This is a genomic window from Pseudoalteromonas sp. 120-MNA-CIBAN-0494 (assembly GCF_040308885.1).
Lineage (GTDB): Bacteria > Pseudomonadota > Gammaproteobacteria > Enterobacterales > Alteromonadaceae > Pseudoalteromonas > Pseudoalteromonas nigrifaciens.
In genome coordinates this window covers 23,140-43,701 of sequence record NZ_JBEOOE010000025.1, presented here as the reverse complement: position 1 = coordinate 43,701, position 20,562 = coordinate 23,140, and the positions used below count along the sequence as shown (strand labels likewise).

Genomic DNA, 20,562 nt, shown 5'->3' with positions numbered 1-20,562 from the left:
AAGCCCAGCGCAGTCTTTGGGCTTAACAATTAACTTTTCTGGTTAATTATTACTCTACATCGCTCAAGCTAAGCAATTGACGCCTATTGCGTAATGTGAGTATTTTAATTTCATGTTCAACTTTATAAATAATTCGATAGCTACCAAATATTAATTCACGATATCTTGAGCCTAATAATTCTGGCACTTCCCGACCTAGTTCAGGTTGAGTACCAAGTAAATCTGTTCGATCAAAAATATCATTAACCCATTTGTCAGCCGCCGATGGTTTATCAAAAGCAATAAATTTAGCCATAGTGACTAATTTTTCTAATGCTAAAGGCGACCAAACTACTTTCAATCTTTAATACTCTTTAAAACTTGCGCACGAGCATCTGAGTTTGAAATACCCAGCCCCATAGAGAGTTGATCTTCAGCTTTTTGTATTTCCTCTAATAACTCTATTTTTTCCTGCATAGATTCATATTCAGCAACATCTAAAACCACAGCAACGCCTTTACCCCTTTGAGTTATTACAATTGGCCTTCTGGTTTCATTAACTTGGCGTATAAATGATGCAGCTCCAGCTCTAAAATCTGAAAGCGGCTGAATATCTTGATCTAAATGAAGCCTACTCATGATCGTACCTTTAGTTGTACTTTATATGGTACAAACTATAGTTAAAATAAATGTTAAATACAATACTTTATACTTAAGCTCAATAACAATATCGAGCGAAGTATATAAATCCAATTATACTAACTCTAAGGTAAACAAGCTTATTAAGTATCAAAATGATGCTAAATAAGCTTATATGACACCTTCTTTAGCGACTTATGTTTTGTGAATGTTGTTAAAAACTAAAGCATGGATGTTCTGTGTAGCAAAGCATATCTAAACACTCTGAGATGAATAGAGTATTATTAATTCTCTTGTTCGGTTTCGCTCCGCTCTTGCGTAACTCCTCTATATAAAATACGTTATTTAATTTGTGGGCTTTGAAAAAAGGCTGCACTAGGCAGCCTTTAATTTAAATGATTTTTTAACCCGTCTTATTATTTGGCTGCTTAACTATTTAACTAACTATTTAACTAATCTATTTAACGGTAAGCGGTGCGTTATTAATCGCTGATAATGGCAGGTTTACATCGAATAATTGGCCACGAACTTGGGCAACCCCCATAGCCTTTAAGCGTGCTGTGTGCATAGTTAAATACGCATTAGCTGATGCTTCATCTTCAAATAGGTAAATACCACCAGCAAGTTGACCTTGTTGGTTTTCGGTCCAAATTTTCCAAATAATACCGGGTTCATGGTTAATTGATTCGGCTAAATCTTTTAATGCTGCTGACATTTGCTCCCCAAACGGGCCTGCAAAATCAAAGTCTACCTGTAATAATTTTTTCACTATAAGCTCTCTTTTAACTAAAGCGCGGTATCACGCTTTTAATAATACTCTAATAAATTAGTTAGCTACCAAGCACACGCAAAGTAGCTAACAGGCTGCGTAACTTAGCAGCTTAATTTATTGCAATTAGCGACCAAATTCACTCGGTGGTGCTGGCACTACCAATGGTTTTTTCGGATTTGCTTTAAGCTCTTTTAATAACTCTTTTACAGCGCGTTCAATCGACGGATCTTGTCCGGCTTGAATAAGCTCTGGGCGATCAATCACTTCTATGTCTGGGCTTACGCCTTCATTTTCAATGATCCAGTTACCTTCGTTATCTAAAATTCTAAAAGTAGCGGCAATAACTGAGCCACCATCTACAAGCCCAGGGTTGCCCGAAATACCAATTAAACCGCCCCAGGTACGCGTACCAATTAATTTGCCTAAACCTGCTTGGCGAAAGTAATACGGTAGTGCGTCGCCGCCTGAACTAGAGTAGCCATTGATCAGCATAGCTTTAGGGCCATCGTGTGCAAACTGCGGGGTTTTAGTTGGCTCTACACCACGGCGTTTCCAGTAGTTAAGCGGTTTACGCGCTAACCAAGTGATCATATGTTCAGGTATAAAACCGCCGCCATTGTAACGATCGTCTATGATCATCGCTTCTTTATTAGTTTGCGGTAAAAAGTTTTTAAATAACGAACGGTTACCTTCGTAATGGGTGTTAGGTAAATGCACGTAGCCAATACGCCCATCTGAAAGCTTATTAACATACTCAGCGCGCGATTGTGCCCACTGTAAGTAACGCAATCCAGTTTCGCTGGCAATAGGCGTTACCATTACTTTCCAGCTGTTTTTTAGGCTTGGTGATTTACTGAGTAGTAATTCAACCGATTTACCTTGGGTGTTTTCTAGTAGTTCGTAAAAGTTGACTACGCTTTTTACTGAGCGGCCATTTACTGCAATTATGTAATCGCCTACATTGGCGTTAATGCCGGTTTCGTTTAGCGGTGAGCGAAAGTTTTCGTGCCAGTTTTCGCCTTTAAAAATAGTCTCTATTTTTACAAAGCCTGATTTATGCGCGCTAATTTCTGCGCCCAATAAGCCATGCTGTAAACGAGGAGATGTTGGCATATCGCCCGAGTTAACATAAATATGCCCTGAGTTTATTTCGCCTGCTATTTCACTTAATACATAATCTAGGTCGGCTCGATGTGCAATAGCGTCTGCCATAGGTTGGTAACGCGCTAAAATAGCATCCCAGTCTTGGCCATGATGGTTTTCGTCATAAAACCAGTCGCGCAGAGTGCGCCAGCCTTCACGATACATTTGTGCCCACTCGGTTTGCGGGTCAATTTTTAATACCATGTCTTGCAAGTTAAGTTGCGTAGCTTTTAAGTCTTGTTTAGCTTCTGGCTTTATTACGCTAATGTTTTTTCCTGCACGAGCAATAATATGCTCAGCATTAGCCGACACTTTATAATTACTCACTCCTGCTGCTATTGTGGCAACTTCACCATCAACGGCATTAGGCACTAACTTAAGCTCTCCTGCCGATAGTGTTAATACGCCGTCTTTTACGCCGCTTAGTGCGCCGTAGTTTCCTGCAGGTACATTTAGCGCCACAACACGGCTCATAAAGCCGTTACTTTCTATATAATTGCTGGGTGCTTTAGCTGACTTTTTATCGTCTTTATCTGCTTTTGAGTCAACAATGCTTATTTCGTCACTCAGCGGTGTATTAAGTGGCTTGATTTTACTATTTACTGCAACCGAATACAGTCGGGTTGCATTGTTAAACATGTAGTCAAACTCGTAGCTACTAAAAGTTAAATTAAAGTCGCGCTCTGATGTGAAATACAATTGCTGCCCGTCGGGAGAAAACGCTGGGTTTGTCTCACTGCTCATGTCATCAGTTAAGCGAGTAACGCGCTTGTCTTTTAAATTGTAATGCCATAATGAGGCGTAGCGATTTTCGTTATTTTTAACAAACACTATATCCTCGCTATTAGGCGACCAAATATAGCTAGTTAAACCATCTTCATTATATTTTGCGGTATCAATTTTACGCTGCTTACCGGTGTTAATATCGAGCCACCACAGGGTGTGATTCTGATCGCTAAACAATAACTTTTTATTATCTGGTGACCAAACTGGCTCAAAACGCCAAATACTGCCATTACTGGTCAGTTGCTTAACTTGGTTATTGTTAGCTCTGTCTTTTAGGTAAATTTCGTACTCGCCTGTTTCATCACTCATGTAAGCAATATAGCGTCCATTGGGCGACCATGTAGCCGATATTTCACGCCCTTTTGGCGTATGGCTTAAGTTTCGGGTTGGGCCATTTTTAACCGGCACAGAAAACAGTTCGCCGCGTGCTGTAAATAGTACTCTTTTTCCATCGTGCGATACGTCCATTGAATCAATAAAGTCACTAACATTTTTACTGTAGGCCATTGTATGTTCACGGTTACCTTGAACATTTATGCTCAGCTTTTCAGATTGCTGCGTGGCGTCATCAAAGCGATACAAATAACCACCATTTTCATACACTATGGCGTTGGGCCCAGCCGAGGGCCAAAGCACATCAAAGTCGCTGTGGTTAGTTACTTTTATCGGATTTTTGCCATCTTGATGTTTGTATAAATTTAGCGTGTATTCTCTGTCCGACACGTAGTAAATGTTATTGTTAACCCAAGTAGGCTGTTGGTCGGTTGCTCTGTCGGTTGTTAATTGCTTTGATTTGTTATTTTCTAAATCGTAAACCCACACATCTTGTGCGCGCCCACCACGGGTGCGTTTCCAAGTACGAAATTCGCGATCAATGGGTGTATAAACATACTGTTTACCATCGGGCGATAACATGCCACCGCCAGTTTCTGGTATGGCTAATGGTTGCTCTAGGCCACCAGCAGCAGGCACTATATAAGGTCGGCCAACACGCTGACCATAAGGGGTGCGGTTAGCTCTAAACACAATATGCTTACCGTCCGGGGTCCAATCAAGTACGCGGTAATCAAAACCACCGCGCGGCGGCATTACACCTACGTCGTTATAATAGGTCAGCTGGTTTAAGTCAGAGCCATCGCGGTTCATTACGTACACTTGGCGGCTGCCATTATATTGGGCTGAAAAAGCGATTTGGCTGCCATCTGGCGAAAATTTAGGAAAAGTTTCAAAACCAATATGATCAGTTAAGCGCGTACTTTTACCTGTTTTAATGTTTGCTATATAAATATCGCCCGCATAAACAAAGGTAACTGATTCTTTATGAATATCGGGAAAGCGTAATAAGCGGGTATCTTGTGTTTGATAAGCCGCAACCATCGGCGATATTGCCGGTGCAACCGCAATTGCTATTGCTGTTAATAAAGTGCGTAGTTTCAAGGTTATCGTCCTTACAATGTTATTTCATTTCATAATAACAATAAAAAGACAGTTTGCAGCTTTGTGCGACAAATTACTGTAACAAGGTGTAAATACAGTCATTGTAAAAGCTTAATAATTAATAATATATTTCACTCACATTTTAATATCTTAAATACCTACTCTAGCTAAAAGCAGTACTTTAAGCCCATTAAAAAAATAAAAGTTAATACTGCCTTGATTTATTCAGCTTTTGTTAATACTATCTTGCCCAATAAAATCCATTACTTTCATGGTATTACCTAACGATCTGTAATTTGGTTTTATTTAATCATAAATACACATAAAAGGAATATAATGTGAACAAAATAGCTTCAATCTTTATCGCTGTTACCCTACTTTTAACTACCGGCTGTACGGCCATTATGACTGCAGAACAAGCAGCTCCTACGTTAAATAAGCCCCAAGTTGATGAAATACAAATTGCAGTGGTAGATCATCGCCCATATGTTGTAAATGGTGACAAACTCTCTGGTTTTGAAGGATTAAGTCGCTCTGGCTTTGGTATACCTTATACACAAAACATCATTACTGGCGAAACTATGCCACAACACTTAGGTAAACGCCTTGCTGCTGGTTTTATTCGCTCTGGTATTAACGCTAAGCTAATAGCTACCACACCACAGGTCGATATTAATGACATTAAAGCAGATAGCGATACTGCGACTATTATAATCGTACTTAACGAATGGAAGTATGATCACCACGCTTTTACTGATAACTCATGGTATAACTTTGATCTAATAATTAAGGATCGCACTGGTGCTACGCTTATAAATAAAAACTTTACTGGCGAGCAAGACATTCCAAGTATGCATACCAACGACTTACAAATGCTTTATAAAGAGCGCTTTGAATTAGCGTTTGCAGATCCTGAGGTTAAAGCGTTACTGTAATTTTAAACTACGCGAACATTTTTATTGGCGAACTAAATAAGTATTTAGTTCGCCAAAGCAGCAAACAATATAACTGTTATTTACGCGCTTAAATTAAAACCCCTTCTTTATTACTATTTAATATTTTCTGAAACCTCAATCATTACCGTTTGATCTACTTGTATAAGCCCGCGCTTTGGCCGGTCTAAATCTATAATAATAAATACGATTAAAGTAATTAACAAAGAAACCAATACTATGGGCACAATCATTCGCTTACCACTGAGTCCTGCGGAATAACCCATAATGCCACCAGACGAAATAAAAACAATAAAGAGCAGTATTAATACCACCTCAGGTACATGCATTTGCAATAAAGCATTTCGCTTTCCTTGGCTGTCTATTACATCATTAAGCGATTTTACAAACGCTCCTGTGGTTACAGGCCTTGGGTCAACATTTGTGGCTGCGATAGCCAATGACCATAACTGACGCTGTAGGTTGGCTATTTTATTATTGTAGTCGTTACGCTGCGCGTGTTTGGTTAAATCTAATTGGCCTATAGCAACTCGTAAGTCTACATACTCTTTAAATAATTCATTGGCTTGTTTTTTGTATTCTTGTGGCAGTAATTCAACCCGTAATATGGCTGTGCCGATTGTGTTTGCTTCATCTATTAACGCCATGCTGCGGTTATCATACCGTTGCATCGACATGCTAAATGTAAAACCCAGTAGTAATGCTAACAAACCTAATATACTGCCCTGAATAGAACCCGTTAGCGTCTTAACCTCACTGTCGGTTCTGCCTTGAATAAACCGCCCTGCTCTAAAGCCTATTTCGTTAAAAATAACGATCGCAATAAACAATGTAACTGCAATTAATACACTGCTGTATCCATAAAGTAATTCATCTTCGAACATAATTTAGTAAATTCCACTGGCCATTATTTGGGTGTACTTTTTAAAGCGTACTCAACAAAGTTATACTTTAAAGATACGGTAAATTTAAACTGGAAGTAAGTAAAATTAAGTTAAGGGCTGATTCACCAACCTGCCTTAACGCTAAACATTATAGTCGTGATCGCCTCGTCTTTTCATTTCGCTTATAACCAGCTCAATCATTTGTTGTTTTATTGCTGCTTGCTCTGATTTTAACTCCCCTAATTGCAGCTCTAGTATATCTATTTGCTCTTGTTGTTGTGAGTTTTTATATTTTTTAGACCCTAAATGCTCAACATCAAGAGCTAAACTAGCATCACTTATATTTGGCTCATTTGCGGTGCTATTTATGGTTAAGCTGCGTTGCATTGGACTTTGTTTGAGTTTGTTAATTTGCTCTTGCAATGCAATAACCCGTCCTGAAAAGTGTTTATACACTTTTTCTAGGTTTTTATATTGATTACTAAACGTTGCGTTATCTTCACTGTACTTTTGTGCTTTAGTGTCTAAGAACTTTGATAAAACATATTTTGGCTCTTCTTCTTTCTCGCCTTCAGCAAGTTGCTTACCTGGCTGTGTTAAAGGCTGAGTATTAAGGCTGTATGTATGGTGTACAGTGGAAGCTGGTGAAATCTTCATTATTTTATCCCTAAAATAGCTTTGTCACTATTATAGGTATCGACCTAAGATTAAAATTCTTGAGTAACCTTTGAAGGCTGGCTAAAAGCAAAAAGCCCCACTTTATAAAAGTAGGGCTTAAGTACTTTATTATTTTAAATAAAGTTACGACTCAATAGCCAATAACTCAACTTCAAATATAAGCAGTGATGCCGGTGGAATGCTGCCCACACGTTTTTCACCGTAAGCCAGTTGATGCGGTACATAAAGTAGGTATTTATCGCCGGGGCTCATAAGTTGCAGACCTTCGGTCCACCCTTTAATAACTTGATGTAAACCAAAGCTAATAGGGGCTTTACGCTCAACTGAGCTGTCAAATACTGTGCCGTCTATTAACGTACCGTGGTAATGCACATTAACCATGCTTTTGGGGTTAGCCTTGTCATCGCTTTGCCCTTGGTGCAATACTTTGTACTGCAAGCCTGAAGCGGTCTCTTGTACGCCATCTACTTTTGCATTAGCTGCCAAAAAATCAGCTTCTATTTGCGCGTTAATACCCACTTGTTGTTTGGCTTTTTTGCTGTTTTTAAATATTAAAAAGCAAAATATGGCGATAATTACCGCTAATATTATATTAAGCATAGTTAATTTTTTTCCTCTTCTGGTTCTGCGTCTTTTTCATCTTCGCTATCGCCGTTTACAATGTCTGCAATATCTTTAAGTCGTGCTAAGGCTAGGCCGTTTACTGAGTTTTCTGGATAGTGCCCGTCAACTAAATCGCCAGCTTCTAAATCCATCAGTAAGTTAAGTGCCTGATCTACCGTCTCTACTGCGTAAATATTAAATTTACCAAGTTCAACTGCATTAAGTATTTCCTCATCTAACACTAAGTTAACTTGGTTAGATTTAGGAATGATCACGCCCTCTTCGCCAGTTAAACCGCGCATTTTACACAGTTTAAAAAAGCCTTCTATTTTTTCGTTTACGCCACCAATAGCTTGTACATCGCCATGTTGGTTAATTGAGCCTGTAAGCGCAATTGATTGACTCAGTGGTAAACTAGTAATAGCCGAAATTAACGCGCATAACTCGGCAAGTGACGCGCTATCGCCATCTATGTAGCCATAGCTTTGTTCAATTGCAATATTTGCACTGAGCGTTAAGCTAAAGTGCTGCGCGTATTTATTGCCTAAATAGCCGGTAAGTAGCATTACCCCTTTAGAGTGAATTGCTTTACCTAGCTCGGCTTCGCGCTCTACATCTAAAACGCCATCGGCACCGGCATAAACTGTTGCCGTAATACGCGCAGGTGTACCAAATGAGGTATCGCCAATATGCAGTACAGTTAAACCATTTACTTTGCCTATGGCTTGGCCTTGCGTGGCAATAAGGGTGTGCCCTTCTTTAATATCACTGAGCATGTTTTCGCTAATTTGCCCAGTACGATACTGTTTACCTTCAATGGCTTCGTCAATATGATGAGCGTCTATAACCGTTAGCTTGTCTTGTTTGGCATAATAACTTGCTTCGGCTACCAGCTCTAACACATCGGCAAAGCGGGCAGAGAGTTTATTATGATGCTCGGCTTGGCGATAACTAAATTTGAGCAAGCGCACCATTGCTGCTTCTGTAGTGGTGCATTTTAAAACGTGCTCACAATAGTCAGTTACTTTGGTAATAAATTGGTACTGTAATTTATCGCTACTCGGTAAGTAGTAGTCAAAGTCGGCTAGTATTCTAAACAGCTCAGCAAATTCTTCGTCGTACTCACCTATGGTGTAGTACAGCTCGCGCGAGCCTAATAATATTATTTTTACATCTAGCGGAATTAACTGCGGGCGCAACGTAAAACTGCTGCCTACAACGCTATCTTGATACGGTAAGTCATTTTTAATTTGATGGGTTTTAAGCGATAGTTTTAAACCATCCCACACTTGTGGGTTAGCCATTACTTTTTCGGCGTCCATCATTAAATAGCCACCGTTAGCGCGATGCAATGCGCCGGCCTGAATTGAGCGATAGCTAGTTATAAGCGAGCCTTGTGAGGTAGCGTACTCAACCTTGCCAAATATGTTGCCAAACGTTGGGTTAGGTTCGTAAACCACAGGAGCGGCGTCGCCTTCTTTAAACTCAACTAAAATATTGGGCGCAAAAAAGTCAGTAAGCATGCCTTTGCGATCAAAGTCTTCTTTGTTTTCTTCGCTTTCGCCTTCATCGTCTAACCACTCAAGCACAGCGTCAATAATTTCTACGCGAATGTCTTTTAAATAACGCAGCACGCCAATATGGCTGGCATATTTATGCTCTAAGTCTTTTAATAAGGGCTTAGTTGCTTGCTCGGCAGTCGACTTTTTAAGGTTACGTAGCTTTTCGGTAGATTCACGTTTCCAGCGCGGCAGCTCAATAAGTGCTTCTATTAATGTGTCTTCGAGTTTTTCAATTCTTTCAAAAAAGGTTTCACGTAGCTCATCTTCAAGGTGCGAAAATTCATTATCGCTTAGCTGCTTGCCACCTATTAATGGAGCAAAACCTACTACGCCTTTTTCTTCAATAAGCGCCACACTTTGTTCAAGCGCCGCAATTTCTACCGCGGTAATAGCACCGTCATAGGCGTCGTTAAATTCACGGTCTATGGATTTCTTTTTGCGCTGGTACGCAGGGTTGTCAAATGCGGCAGGAAAGGTGTCGAGCACTTCGTCAATAAAAGCATCAATGTCATCGGCAAGCTTTTTACTTTGCCCAGCTTGCATAAACAGTGCGATAGGCTCGCGGTGGTCGTCGTAATTATTTACATACAACCACTCATTAGGCGTTACTCTGCCTTTGGCATGCTCTTTTAGTTTGTCTTTTACTAGGGTAAAACGTCCATGTGCAGCTTCGCCCATTACGTATACGTTATAGCCAGGTAAATCCATACCGAGTGAAAAGTCTAATGCACTTTGCGCCCGTTGTTGGCCTATAAAAGTAAAATGCTCTGGGTATGGGTTGCTCATGCAAGTATGCACGTGGCTAGTAGAAATGCTCGGCGCAAGCTTTGATACAGGTAGTGGCAGTAATTTTTTCGTCATTCTAACTTCTTTGTTTACCAGCGTATTCACTGGCTTTTGGCGTATTAAGTGGCCTGCAGCCACTTAATACTTATATTTAGGGTTGCAAAGCCTTACGGCTAAAATAGATTCCATCACACTCTAAACAAGGTGTTATTTGCGTAGCATGATAAACATCGTAACTATGGTTACAATTCTTACATACTAATGTGCCCATGGCTATCCATTCGCCTACGTGATATATGCCATTGTGCTTAAAATCTTGGCTAAGTGAGTGCCACTCTAGCTGTGTTTTGTCTTCTATGTGCGAAAGCTCATACCATAATGATTCTTTAAGCTCTTGCCATGCAAGCGAATTATAGTGAGTTTCGTGCTCTTGCAAGTGTTCTAAATCGCGCATTAAGTAGTTACGATAAAGTTGATACTTTTCTTCTCCTAAATTTTTAAGTGCCTGCTCAGATTCAACAAATCGTTTTACCGCCTCTTTTAATTCATGATCTTTTACATCTTTTAACCAAAGCGTTAAATCGTTTAGCCATGTTTTGTAGTCAGCCATTTTCTTACTCCTGCAAATTTAGGGCATATTTAGATTTGTAGGTTGAACCTATTAGGGCTGTTAAATCAACCTTTAACCTATGCTTTTCAGCAACTAGCTTACAAAAGTATAGGTTAACCTGCACTGAAAGTTATAATTTAATAAAAGCGTGTTTATGGCGCTATAAATAGCGGTTTATTTGGGTTATCCTAGAGCTAATTTTTTATTAGTCGTAAGAAGTCTGGAACCGTAGATGCAAGAGCAATATAACCCTCAAAAAATAGAGTCAAAAATCCAACGTTACTGGGAAGAAAACAAAGTATTTAAAGTTACGGAAGATGAGAGCAAAGAAAAGTATTACTGCCTTTCTATGTTCCCCTACCCGAGCGGTCGACTCCATATGGGTCACGTGCGTAACTACACTATTGGTGACGTTGTATCTCGCTTTCAGCGCTTAAAAGGCAAAAACGTAATGCAACCTATGGGTTGGGATGCGTTTGGTTTACCTGCAGAAAACGCGGCTATTAAAAACAAAACAGCCCCTGCAAAATGGACCTACGAGAATATTGACTACATGCGTACCCAACTTAAGCAGTTAGGTTTTGGTTATGACTGGGATCGCGAAATTGCCACCTGTCATCCAGAATACTATAAATGGGAACAATGGTTTTTCACTAAGTTGTACGAAAAAGGCTTAGTGTACAAAAAAATGTCGACGGTTAACTGGGATCCGGTAGATCAAACTGTATTAGCTAACGAGCAAGTTATTGACGGTCGCGGTTGGCGTTCGGGCGCTGTGGTTGAGCAAAAAGAAATTCCACAGTGGTTTATTAAAATTACCGACTACGCACAAGAACTACTTGACGATTTAGACAAGTTAGAAGATTGGCCTGAACAAGTTAAAACCATGCAGCGCAACTGGATTGGTCGCTCTGAAGGGTGTGACATTGAATTTAAACGCACTGATAACAACGAAACATTTAGCGTTTATACCACGCGTCCAGATACCTTTATGGGTGTGACTTATGTAGCGGTTGCTGCAGGCCACCCAATTGCTAAAGAAGCGGCTAAAAATAGCGATTCTGTGGCACTGTTTGTTGAAGAATGTAAAAACAACAAAGTAAGTGAAGCCGACATGGCAACCATGGAGAAAAAAGGCATAGCAACTGGCTTTTTTGCTACTCACCCACTTACTGGTGAGCAAGTACCAATTTGGATCGCTAACTTTGTATTAATGCATTACGGCTCAGGCGCGGTAATGGCAGTGCCTGCACACGACCAACGTGACTTTGAATTTGCAACAGCCTACGGCCTTGATATTAAACAAGTGATTGCGCCAGTTACGGGCTCTGACCTTGAAGTAAACCTAAACAAAGAAGCGTTTACCGATAAAGGTGTATTGGTTAACTCGGGTGAATTTGACGGCCTTGATTTTGACGCGGCATTTAATGCCATTGCCGATAAGTTAGAAGCCTTGGGTGTGGGCGAGCGTAAAGTAAACTTCCGCCTGCGTGATTGGGGCGTAAGCCGCCAACGTTATTGGGGTTCACCAATTCCAATGCTTAGCGACGAAGACGGTAACGAACTTGCTGCAACCGACGATATGCTGCCAGTACGCTTACCAGAGGACGTAGTAATGAATGGCGTTACATCGCCAATCAAAGCTGATCCTAACTGGGCAAAAACCACCATGAATGGCGCACCAGCGTTTCATGAAACCGATACCTTTGACACCTTTATGGAATCGTCTTGGTATTACGCTCGTTACTGTAGCCCACGTCATGACGAAGGCATGCTAGACCCAGCAGCGGCTAACTATTGGTTACCAGTAAACCAATACATAGGCGGTATTGAGCACGCTATTTTACATTTATTGTATTCGCGTTTTTTCCATAAACTATTACGCGACTTTGGTTTAGTTGATTCAGACGAGCCATTTGACCGCTTACTTTGTCAAGGTATGGTATTAGCCGAAACGTTTTATCGTAAAGATGAAAAAGGGGCTGATATTTGGATTTCGCCAAGCGACGTAAATACCGAAACAGACGACAAAGGCCGCGTAACTAAAGCATGGCATAAAGTTGATGGTAACCCGGTGTTTTCATCTGGCATGAGCAAAATGTCAAAATCGAAAAATAACGGTATTGACCCACAGCATGTTATTGCACAATACGGCGCCGACACTGTACGTTTATTTATGATGTTTACAGCACCACCAGAGCAAACGCTAGAATGGTCTGACGCGGGTGTTGAAGGTGCACATCGCTTCTTAAAACGTGTGTGGAAATACGCGGTTGATGTTAAAACAGTTGGTTTTCAACCACTCAATAAAACAGCATTAAATAACGAGCAAAAAGTACTGCGTCGCGATTTACACAAAGCAATTGCTAAAGTGAGTGATGATGTTGAACGTCGTCAAACCTTTAATACTGCTATTGCAGCAATTATGGAGCTGTCTAATAAACTATTAAAAGCACCGTTAAATAGTAAGCAAGATGTAGCGATAGCTAACGAAGCGCTTGAAGCAATGCTTATTATGCTTGCACCTATTACGCCGCATTTGTCGCACCAATTATGGCAAGAGCTAGGTAAAGAAGGCGATATAGTTAACGCTTCATGGCCAGAGGTTGATCAGTCGGCTTTGGTTGAAGATGAAAAGTTAATTATTATTCAAGTTAACGGAAAACTACGCGCTAAACTAACCGTTGCAGCCGATGCCACAAAAGAGCAAGTAGAAGCACTCGCTTTTGAACAAGCAAGCGTAACTAAATACACTGACGGCGTTACCGTTCGTAAAGTTATTTACGTACCGGGTAAACTGCTTAATGTGGTAGCTAATTAATATGGCCGCTTTTAACGCCATTAAAAACGGACTAGCCTTAGTGCTAGTCTGTTTTTTATTAACTAGCTGTGGCTTTCATTTAAAAAAAGCCTCTAGCTTGCCAGACGATCTAAAACAAATAACCCTCATTGGCGACGATGAAAAGTCAGCGTTATTTAGCGCCTTAAAAAGTGAGCTTATTGCCAGTGACGTTAAACTAGTTGCGGCTAGTAAAAAGTCGGCACAGCTTTATTTATTTAAAGATCAGCTTGAACGTCAAACCTTGTCGTTGTTTCAAAATGGCCAAGTAGCAGAATACGAACTTACTTACAGTGTTGCGTTTGTGATCAATCGTCCTAATGCTGAGCCAATAGAAAAGCGCTTTGAGTTATATCGTAATTATCAAGACGATCCTGACAATGCATTAGCCAAAGCAAAAGAGCTTGCACTCCTTATTAGCGAAATACGCCAACAAGCTAGTCGTCGTATTCTTAGAGAGTTGTCGCAACTATAATGCGCTGTTACGCTAATCAATTACCGAGTGAACTAAAAAAAGGCTTAAAACCCTTTTACTTAGTGTTTGGTGAAGAGCCTTTTCAAGAAGCGCAATGTGTACAACAAATTCGCGCAATTGCTAAAGAGCAAGGCTTTGATGAAGTAATTAAATTTACTTTAATGCAAGGTTTTGATTGGCAAGAAATTATAGCTCAATATCAAAGTATGTCGCTGTTTAGCGCCCGCACTATTATTGAGCTTGATTTAAACCAGCAAAAGCCAGGAATTATTGGCAGCAACACGTTTAAAAAAATTATTGAGCTAATAAACCCCGATACCATTTTAATTATTAAAGGCGCTAAAGCCAGCCAAGACGTACAACGCAGTGCTTGGTTTAAAGCGCTTGATAAACACGGTTTATTTGTACCTTGCTATCCGCTTACCGGTACGCATGTAAAGCGTTGGTTAGATGAGCAATGCCAGCGTTTATCTCTTAATATGCAAAATGAGGCAAAGCTGAGTTTAATTAGCGCCACTGAAGGTAATTTACTGGCGTGTTTTCAAGAACTCGAAAAACTCTCATTACTACACGCCAATGCGCTCATTACACAACAATTAGTAATGCAAGGGCTATTAAATCAAGCCAAGTTTGATATTTTTGATTTAAGCGACGCACTATTAAACGGCCAAGCTAAACAAGCAATAAAAGTGCTGAATAAACTGGCCAGCGATAACACCGAAGTGGTGAGTATTTTATGGGCAATAACCAAGGAGCTTAACACCTTAATTGATGTGCAAATTGGTTTACTTAATGGCGAGCCCATTGCTAATTTATTTAAGCAAAAAGCAATATGGAAAAACCAACAAGCGCCAGTACAAAGTGCTATAAACAGGTTAAGTATTCATACCCTTGAGCAAATTAGCTCTGAGCTTGCAATATTTGACGCCAGCTACAAACAAGGTAACTTAATTGCGCCCTATCAAGCACTCGCGCATATTTGTATTAAGTTTTGCCAACCGCTGAATATTTCGCTGCCATGTCATCCTGTTAATTAAAATGCAGAATTTAACATGATCGCAATTTTTGGTGGCACTTTCGACCCCGTTCATTTGGGGCACATTAATATGGCAAAGCAATGCGTAAATGCACTTAACTTAAATACGTTGTACTTTATGCCTTGCGCACTGCCCGCCCACAAAATGGCTCCTGGCATTAGCACCGAGCACCGAGTAGCTATGCTCAATGCAGCAATTGCGCCTTACCCTTTTTTTCAACTCGATTTAAGAGAGTTGCACCGCACTGGGCCTTCTTATTCTTTATTGAGTTTACAAGAATTAAGAGCACAGCATCCAAACACGCCAATTGTGTTTTTAATTGGCATGGACTCGTTTAATAACCTCGATAAATGGTATCAGTGGCAAGCAATCACGCAACTTTGCCATATTGTGGTGTATCAACGCCCTGGGCAGCAATGTGCTGTTAGTGGCCATTTACAGCATTATATGCAACAAGCGCAAGTTAATAATGCAAAAACCCTTTCACATACGGTTGCCGGTAAACTTTATTTTTTACCCGGTGAAATGCTCGATGCAGCATCGAGTAATATTCGCCAACAACTTAAAAATACTAATAAAAAGAATGAACTATTACCCGATGCAGTGAGTCTGTATATAGAGCGCCATGCGCTTTACCAAAATGATGATAATACTAATTAACCTTGACAAGTGAATACTCTGCAAGAGTCATTGGTATAAAACCCCTAGCATGTTAAAATGCACGCTATTAAATTTAAAATTGAGACAAAACCTTGGATTCGAAACAACTACTCGCTTTTGCAATAGATAAAATTGAAGATATGAAAGCACGCGATGTGATTCATATTGACGTAACAGCAACATCAGACATTACAGACTACATGGTTGTATGCTCTGGCACATCTAAACGTCATGTTCTGTCAATTGCTGATAATTTAGCAAAAGAGGCTCGCCACGCAGGTGAAGAACCTTTAGGTTATGAAGGCCAAAGCGACGGTGAATGGGCATTGGTTGATTTAGGTGATGTGGTTGTACACGTGATGCAAAACGAAGCACGTAGCTATTACGATCTAGAAAAACTGTGGGGCTAGTAATAAACACCCACTTATTTTAGACAGGCTTGGAAGTAACACGTGAAAATACAAATGATTGCCGTTGGTACAAAAATGCCAGCTTGGGTAGAAACCGGATTTACAGAGTATCAACGTCGTTTTGCTAAAGATATGGCACTTGAACTGATTGAAATCCCAGCCGGAAAACGTGGTAAAAATGCAGATATAAAACGCATTTTACATATTGAAGGTGAAAAAACCTTAGCAGCTATTCCTAAAGGCAACCGTATTGTTACTCTAGAAGTAACAGGTAAACCACTTGATACCCACGAACTTGCTAAAAACATGGAAAAATGGCAACTCGATGGCCGCGATGTAAGTTTACTTATTGGCGGTCCTGAAGGACTTGCACCAGAGTGTATTGCTGCCTCTGAGCAAAAATGGTCGTTATCTAACTTAACTTTACCGCACCCTTTGGTGCGTATTATTGTTGCTGAAAGCCTATACAGAGGCTGGAGCTTAAATAACAACCATCCTTATCATCGCGAGTAATCCTTGCCATGTTAAAACAAAGACCCACTATTCGCGACCATTCAGCAGAGGCAAACTTATTTGCACGGCGTGCGTTTGTGGGTTTTATTTTTATATTAGCTCTAATTGCTATTTTACTCTCGAATTTATATAAAATTCAGGTAGATGATCATCAAAACTACCAAACTCGCTCCAACGACAACCGTATTAAAGTTATTCCAATTGCGCCTAACCGAGGTTTAATTTACGACCGCAATGGCGTATTACTTGCCGAAAACAAACCCGTTTATAATCTTGAGGTTATTCCTGAAGATGTTGCAGACCTGCCGCTATCGCTTGAACAAGTAAGTAAAATAATAACCATAAGCGAGCAAGAAAAAACCGACTTTTTAGACGATATAAAACATACGCGGCGTTTTAAAAGCCAAGTACTAAAAGCACGTTTAGATGAAACAGAAGTTGCTAAATTTTCAGTAAACCAACATAAATTTCCGGGCTTTAGTATTGAAGCTCGCCTCGCCCGCTATTATCCGTTTGGCGATACCCTTACCCATGCACTGGGCTATGTGGCTAAATTAAACAGAAAAGAGCTAAATAAATTAACTCAAGAAGATCAAGCTACAAATTATCGCGCCACTCACGACATTGGCAAACTCGGCATCGAAAAGTATTACGAAGAACTCTTGCATGGCCAAGTGGGCTCGCAGCATGTTGAAGTTAATAATCGCGGTAGAATTATTCGCACTTTAAGCATGCTCCCCCCGCAACCAGGGAGCGACTTAGTACTCACACTCGATATTGGTTTACAGCAAATTGCCCAACATGCGCTTAAAGATATGCGTGGTGCTATTGTCGTTATGGACGCTAAAGATGGCGGTGTACTTGCGCTTTATTCTAACCCTAGTTACGACCCTAATTTATTTGTGCACGGCATAAGCAGCAAAAACTATAAAGCCTTACTAAACCCAGACCGCCCGTTAATTAATCGTGCAACTCAAGGTCGTTATGCACCTGCCTCTACTGTAAAACCACATATGGCTATTTTAGCCCTAGAAGAGAATATAGTCAGCGAAAGTACTTCTATGTGGGACCCTGGTTTTTTTCAAATTCCAAATGTAGAGCATAAATGGCGCGACTGGAAACGTTGGGGTCATGGTCATGTTGATGTATACAAAGCAATTGAAGAGTCGTGCGATACCTATTTTTACGATGCAGCTTATCGCTTAGGTATTACTAAAATAAGTAACTTTATGTCGCGTTTTGGCTTTGGTGAACTCTCTGGTATTGATATTCATGAAGAAACTACGGCAATACTGCCCTCAAAAGAGTGGAAAGAAAATCGCTTTAAAGAGTCATGGTGGCGTGGTGACACTATTTCTGTAGGCATAGGCCAAGGCTATTGGACCGCCACTCCAATTCAGATTGCAAATGCGACAAACATTTTAGTAAACCGTGGTATTAACCATCCGCCACATTTAGTGCAAGTGGTTAAAAAAGATAACGACATTATACAAATCAATAATGAAGAAAAGCCCCCTGTAATATTAAAAAACCCTCATCATTGGCAAATTGCTTTAGATGCAATGCACAACACAGTAAAAAAAGTATCGGGTACTGCGCATAAAGCATTTAAAGGGACTAATTATGACTCTGCTGGTAAAACGGGCACAGCACAAATAGTAAGTATTGCTCAAGGCGAACGCTACGATGCTGATGCGTTAAAAGAGCGACAACGCGACAACACTATTTATATTGGTTTTGCACCGTATAACGATCCCAAAATTGTAGTTTCTGTAATATTAGAAAATAACCATGGTGGTGTGCAAATTGCTCGGCAACTTATGGATTACTACTTTGCAGCCAACCCCGTTAATCTTGCAAGGAATAACATCCCATGACCGCTTTGCACGATAAACGCTCAATTTGGATGCGCCTACATATAGACTTACCCTTATTTATTGCGCTGCTAATAATGATGGTCGGTAGTATCACTATTGTGTACAGCGCCAGTGGCCAAGATAACGCCATGATGATCCGCCATATTACGCGCATGGCCGGTGCAATTGTAGCTATGTTCGTATTAGCGCAGCTATCTCCTGCTACTTTAAAGCGCTTAGTTATACCGCTTTATTGCTTAGGGCTATTAATGCTAGTTGGAGTGTTATTATTTGGAGTGAGTTCTAAAGGTGCTCAGCGCTGGCTAGACTTAGGTATCACTCGCTTTCAACCATCTGAATTAATGAAGCTTGCAGTCCCCATGATGGTTGCTTGGTATATAGGACGTAATCACTTACCCCCTCGCCCACTGCATTTAATTATTGGTTTTGTAATTATGATGCTACCGACGCTACTAATTAAAGAGCAGCCCGACTTAGGCACTTCTATATTAATTGCCAGCTCAGGTGTTTTTGTATTGTTTTTATCGGGTTTGAGCTGGCGTTTAATTGGTTTTTTAAGCTCTATAGTAGCACTCGCTGCATGGCCTTTTTGGCACTATGGTATGCACGATTATCAAAAGCAACGAGTACTTACTTTTTTAGATCCTGAAAGCGACCCGCTTGGCTCTGGCTATCATATTATTCAGTCTAAAATTGCGATTGGCTCTGGTGGCATTGAAGGTAAAGGTTGGTTACAGGGTACGCAATCGCAACTTGAATTTTTACCAGAGCGCCATACAGACTTTATATTTTCGGTGTTAAGTGAGGAATTTGGCTTATTTGGGGTGTGTATTTTACTCAGTTTATATTTATTTATTATTGGCCGCGGTTTATACATTGCCGTTAATGCACAAGATGCCTTTGGCAAGTTATTAGCTGGCTCACTTACACTGACATTTTTTGTTTATGTGTTTGTAAATATAGGCATGGTATCGGGTTTATTACCCGTTGTAGGTGTACCGCTTCCACTAATAAGTTATGGTGGTACGTCTATGGTGACGCTGATGGCCAGTTTTGGCATTATTATGTCTATTGCAACTGATAAAAGGATGCTTTTAAAATAATGCAATTTTATACTCGATTTTTTACTATCAGCTTTGTCCTAATACTTTTAAGTGCTTGTAGTAGCTCAAATAACACCCCAAGCAGTCGCTACAGCATGCGCCATGATGCTGCACCATTACGTGTGCCTACCACATTAGAAATGCAAGACGCTGTAGTGGTTAAAGTTACTAAAAGTGCCAGCGCAAGCCGGCCTTATACCGTATTAGGTAAAAGTTATACGCCTATGCTTGACGAGACTGGTTATGCAGAGGAAGGCATTGCATCGTGGTACGGCCGTAAATTTCATGGTTATCATACTTCAAATGGCGAAATATACGATATGTTTGCCATGACCGCCGCTCATAAAACACTGCCCTTACCTAGCTTTGTAAAAGTAACAAATACCAGTAATAATAAATCTGTCATTGTGCGCGTAAATGACCGTGGCCCATTTCATGAAGATAGAGTGATTGATTTATCCTACGCAGCCGCATACAAACTAGGTTATTACACCCATGGTACAGCCAAGGTTAAGCTTGAAGCAGTTACGCTTGACAATTCGACTGCGCATTTAACCTATATTCAGGTAGCAGCAGGTAGTACACTAGCAAATATTGAAGCACTGGCTAGTCGTTTACGCCTCGATTATAAATTACCCACTAATATCGTGCAAAAAGACGATATTTTCAGGTTGCATTTAGGGCCAATTAAAGACGCCCAGCATGCACAGCAAGTATTAACACAATTAAAACAAAACCAATTTAAAAACGCGTTCTTGCTTTACACTCAGTAAGACTAATACCCAAACCACCCTAAGATGCAGAATTCAGCGTTGC

Annotated in this window: 19 protein-coding genes; 10 read left to right on the top strand and 9 right to left on the bottom strand. The window is 40.3% G+C overall.

The window, feature by feature from the left end:
• Positions 1-49: 49 nt before the first annotated feature.
• The 4 genes from AAEY55_RS13800 to AAEY55_RS13785 form a co-directional block, all read right to left on the bottom strand.
• Positions 50-340 carry a type II toxin-antitoxin system RelE/ParE family toxin gene (locus AAEY55_RS13800; RefSeq protein WP_089367973.1) on the bottom strand — a complete coding sequence of 97 codons (291 nt, stop codon included), beginning with the start codon at positions 338-340 and terminating at the stop codon, positions 50-52.
• Complete coding sequence (locus tag AAEY55_RS13795) at positions 337-618, bottom strand: type II toxin-antitoxin system Phd/YefM family antitoxin (RefSeq protein ID WP_011327729.1); 282 nt, start codon at positions 616-618, stop codon at positions 337-339. Before AAEY55_RS13795 ends, AAEY55_RS13800 begins: the two co-directional genes overlap by 4 nt.
• 457 nt (positions 619-1,075) lie before the next feature.
• Positions 1,076-1,387 carry a monooxygenase gene (locus AAEY55_RS13790; RefSeq protein ID WP_011327728.1) on the bottom strand — a complete coding sequence of 104 codons (312 nt, stop codon included), beginning with the start codon at positions 1,385-1,387 and terminating at the stop codon, positions 1,076-1,078.
• 126 nt (positions 1,388-1,513) lie between these two features.
• Positions 1,514-4,696 carry a PDZ domain-containing protein gene (locus AAEY55_RS13785; RefSeq protein WP_407072708.1) on the bottom strand — a complete coding sequence of 1,061 codons (3,183 nt, stop codon included), beginning with the start codon at positions 4,694-4,696 and terminating at the stop codon, positions 1,514-1,516.
• Positions 4,697-5,094: 398 nt separating this feature from the next.
• Between AAEY55_RS13785 and AAEY55_RS13780 the strand changes: the two genes are divergently transcribed.
• A complete protein-coding gene (locus AAEY55_RS13780; RefSeq protein WP_011327726.1) occupies positions 5,095-5,691 on the top strand; it encodes a hypothetical protein in 597 nt (198 codons plus the stop codon).
• 113 nt (positions 5,692-5,804) lie between these two features.
• On the opposite strand, the gene AAEY55_RS13775 is transcribed toward AAEY55_RS13780, so the two are convergent.
• The 5 genes from AAEY55_RS13775 to AAEY55_RS13755 all read right to left on the bottom strand — a co-directional run bounded on the left by AAEY55_RS13775 (position 5,805) and on the right by AAEY55_RS13755 (position 10,832).
• The gene (locus AAEY55_RS13775) at positions 5,805-6,593 is read right to left on the bottom strand and encodes a hypothetical protein (protein WP_011327725.1); all 789 of its coding nucleotides are present in this window, start codon (positions 6,591-6,593) and stop codon (positions 5,805-5,807) included.
• 141 nt (positions 6,594-6,734) lie between these two features.
• Positions 6,735-7,250, bottom strand: coding sequence for a hypothetical protein (locus AAEY55_RS13770; RefSeq protein ID WP_086998375.1), 516 nt, complete (start codon positions 7,248-7,250; stop codon positions 6,735-6,737).
• 144 nt (positions 7,251-7,394) lie between these two features.
• Positions 7,395-7,871 carry an FKBP-type peptidyl-prolyl cis-trans isomerase gene (locus AAEY55_RS13765; RefSeq protein ID WP_350551786.1) on the bottom strand — a complete coding sequence of 159 codons (477 nt, stop codon included), beginning with the start codon at positions 7,869-7,871 and terminating at the stop codon, positions 7,395-7,397.
• Between the two features lie 2 nt (positions 7,872-7,873).
• Positions 7,874-10,297, bottom strand: a complete 2,424-nt coding sequence (locus tag AAEY55_RS13760) for a Lon protease family protein (protein WP_011327722.1) — start codon at positions 10,295-10,297, stop codon at positions 7,874-7,876.
• 76 nt (positions 10,298-10,373) lie between these two features.
• On the bottom strand, positions 10,374-10,832 hold the full coding sequence (locus AAEY55_RS13755; protein ID WP_011327721.1) for a zinc ribbon-containing protein: 459 nt from the start codon (positions 10,830-10,832) through the stop codon (positions 10,374-10,376).
• Positions 10,833-11,064: 232 nt separating this feature from the next.
• On the opposite strand from AAEY55_RS13755, the gene leuS reads away from it, so the two are divergent.
• From leuS to AAEY55_RS13710, 9 genes are all read left to right on the top strand, one after another.
• Positions 11,065-13,653, top strand: a complete 2,589-nt coding sequence (gene leuS, locus AAEY55_RS13750; protein ID WP_011327720.1) for a leucine--tRNA ligase — start codon at positions 11,065-11,067, stop codon at positions 13,651-13,653.
• A gap of 1 nt (position 13,654) precedes the next feature.
• Positions 13,655-14,146 carry an LPS assembly lipoprotein LptE gene (gene lptE, locus AAEY55_RS13745; RefSeq protein WP_011327719.1) on the top strand — a complete coding sequence of 164 codons (492 nt, stop codon included), beginning with the start codon at positions 13,655-13,657 and terminating at the stop codon, positions 14,144-14,146.
• The gene (gene holA / locus AAEY55_RS13740) at positions 14,146-15,183 is read left to right on the top strand and encodes a DNA polymerase III subunit delta (protein ID WP_011327718.1); all 1,038 of its coding nucleotides are present in this window, start codon (positions 14,146-14,148) and stop codon (positions 15,181-15,183) included. The genes lptE and holA overlap by 1 nt, the downstream gene beginning before the upstream one ends.
• A gap of 15 nt (positions 15,184-15,198) precedes the next feature.
• A complete protein-coding gene (gene nadD / locus AAEY55_RS13735; protein ID WP_041454377.1) occupies positions 15,199-15,843 on the top strand; it encodes a nicotinate-nucleotide adenylyltransferase in 645 nt (214 codons plus the stop codon).
• 92 nt (positions 15,844-15,935) lie between these two features.
• The gene (gene rsfS, locus AAEY55_RS13730) at positions 15,936-16,253 is read left to right on the top strand and encodes a ribosome silencing factor (protein ID WP_011327716.1); all 318 of its coding nucleotides are present in this window, start codon (positions 15,936-15,938) and stop codon (positions 16,251-16,253) included.
• 42 nt (positions 16,254-16,295) lie between these two features.
• Positions 16,296-16,766, top strand: coding sequence for a 23S rRNA (pseudouridine(1915)-N(3))-methyltransferase RlmH (gene rlmH / locus AAEY55_RS13725; RefSeq protein ID WP_058372938.1), 471 nt, complete (start codon positions 16,296-16,298; stop codon positions 16,764-16,766).
• Between the two features lie 8 nt (positions 16,767-16,774).
• Positions 16,775-18,643, top strand: coding sequence for a penicillin-binding protein 2 (gene mrdA, locus AAEY55_RS13720; protein WP_011327714.1), 1,869 nt, complete (start codon positions 16,775-16,777; stop codon positions 18,641-18,643).
• The gene (rodA, locus tag AAEY55_RS13715; protein ID WP_089367968.1) at positions 18,640-19,746 is read left to right on the top strand and encodes a rod shape-determining protein RodA; all 1,107 of its coding nucleotides are present in this window, start codon (positions 18,640-18,642) and stop codon (positions 19,744-19,746) included. The genes mrdA and rodA overlap by 4 nt, the downstream gene beginning before the upstream one ends.
• Positions 19,746-20,519 (top strand): septal ring lytic transglycosylase RlpA family protein, encoded by a 774-nt coding sequence (locus tag AAEY55_RS13710; protein ID WP_089367967.1) that lies wholly within the window; start codon positions 19,746-19,748, stop codon positions 20,517-20,519. Before rodA ends, AAEY55_RS13710 begins: the two co-directional genes overlap by 1 nt.
• Positions 20,520-20,562 lie beyond the last annotated feature (43 nt).

Coding starts and splice junctions, on each gene's coding strand:
- AAEY55_RS13795 (WP_011327729.1), bottom strand. CDS start 618: ATGAGTAGGCTTCATTTAGATCAAGATATTCAGCCGCTTTCAGATTTT.
- AAEY55_RS13785 (WP_407072708.1), bottom strand. CDS start 4,696: ATGGTTGCGGCTTATCAAACACAAGATACCCGCTTATTACGCTTTCCC.
- AAEY55_RS13775 (WP_011327725.1), bottom strand. CDS start 6,593: ATGTTCGAAGATGAATTACTTTATGGATACAGCAGTGTATTAATTGCA.
- AAEY55_RS13770 (WP_086998375.1), bottom strand. CDS start 7,250: ATGAAGATTTCACCAGCTTCCACTGTACACCATACATACAGCCTTAAT.
- AAEY55_RS13765 (WP_350551786.1), bottom strand. CDS start 7,871: ATGCTTAATATAATATTAGCGGTAATTATCGCCATATTTTGCTTTTTA.
- AAEY55_RS13760 (WP_011327722.1), bottom strand. CDS start 10,297: ATGACGAAAAAATTACTGCCACTACCTGTATCAAAGCTTGCGCCGAGC.
- AAEY55_RS13755 (WP_011327721.1), bottom strand. CDS start 10,832: ATGGCTGACTACAAAACATGGCTAAACGATTTAACGCTTTGGTTAAAA.
- leuS (WP_011327720.1), top strand. CDS start 11,065: ATGCAAGAGCAATATAACCCTCAAAAAATAGAGTCAAAAATCCAACGT.
- lptE (WP_011327719.1), top strand. CDS start 13,655: ATGGCCGCTTTTAACGCCATTAAAAACGGACTAGCCTTAGTGCTAGTC.
- holA (WP_011327718.1), top strand. CDS start 14,146: ATGCGCTGTTACGCTAATCAATTACCGAGTGAACTAAAAAAAGGCTTA.
- nadD (WP_041454377.1), top strand. CDS start 15,199: ATGATCGCAATTTTTGGTGGCACTTTCGACCCCGTTCATTTGGGGCAC.
- mrdA (WP_011327714.1), top strand. CDS start 16,775: ATGTTAAAACAAAGACCCACTATTCGCGACCATTCAGCAGAGGCAAAC.
- rodA (WP_089367968.1), top strand. CDS start 18,640: ATGACCGCTTTGCACGATAAACGCTCAATTTGGATGCGCCTACATATA.
- AAEY55_RS13710 (WP_089367967.1), top strand. CDS start 19,746: ATGCAATTTTATACTCGATTTTTTACTATCAGCTTTGTCCTAATACTT.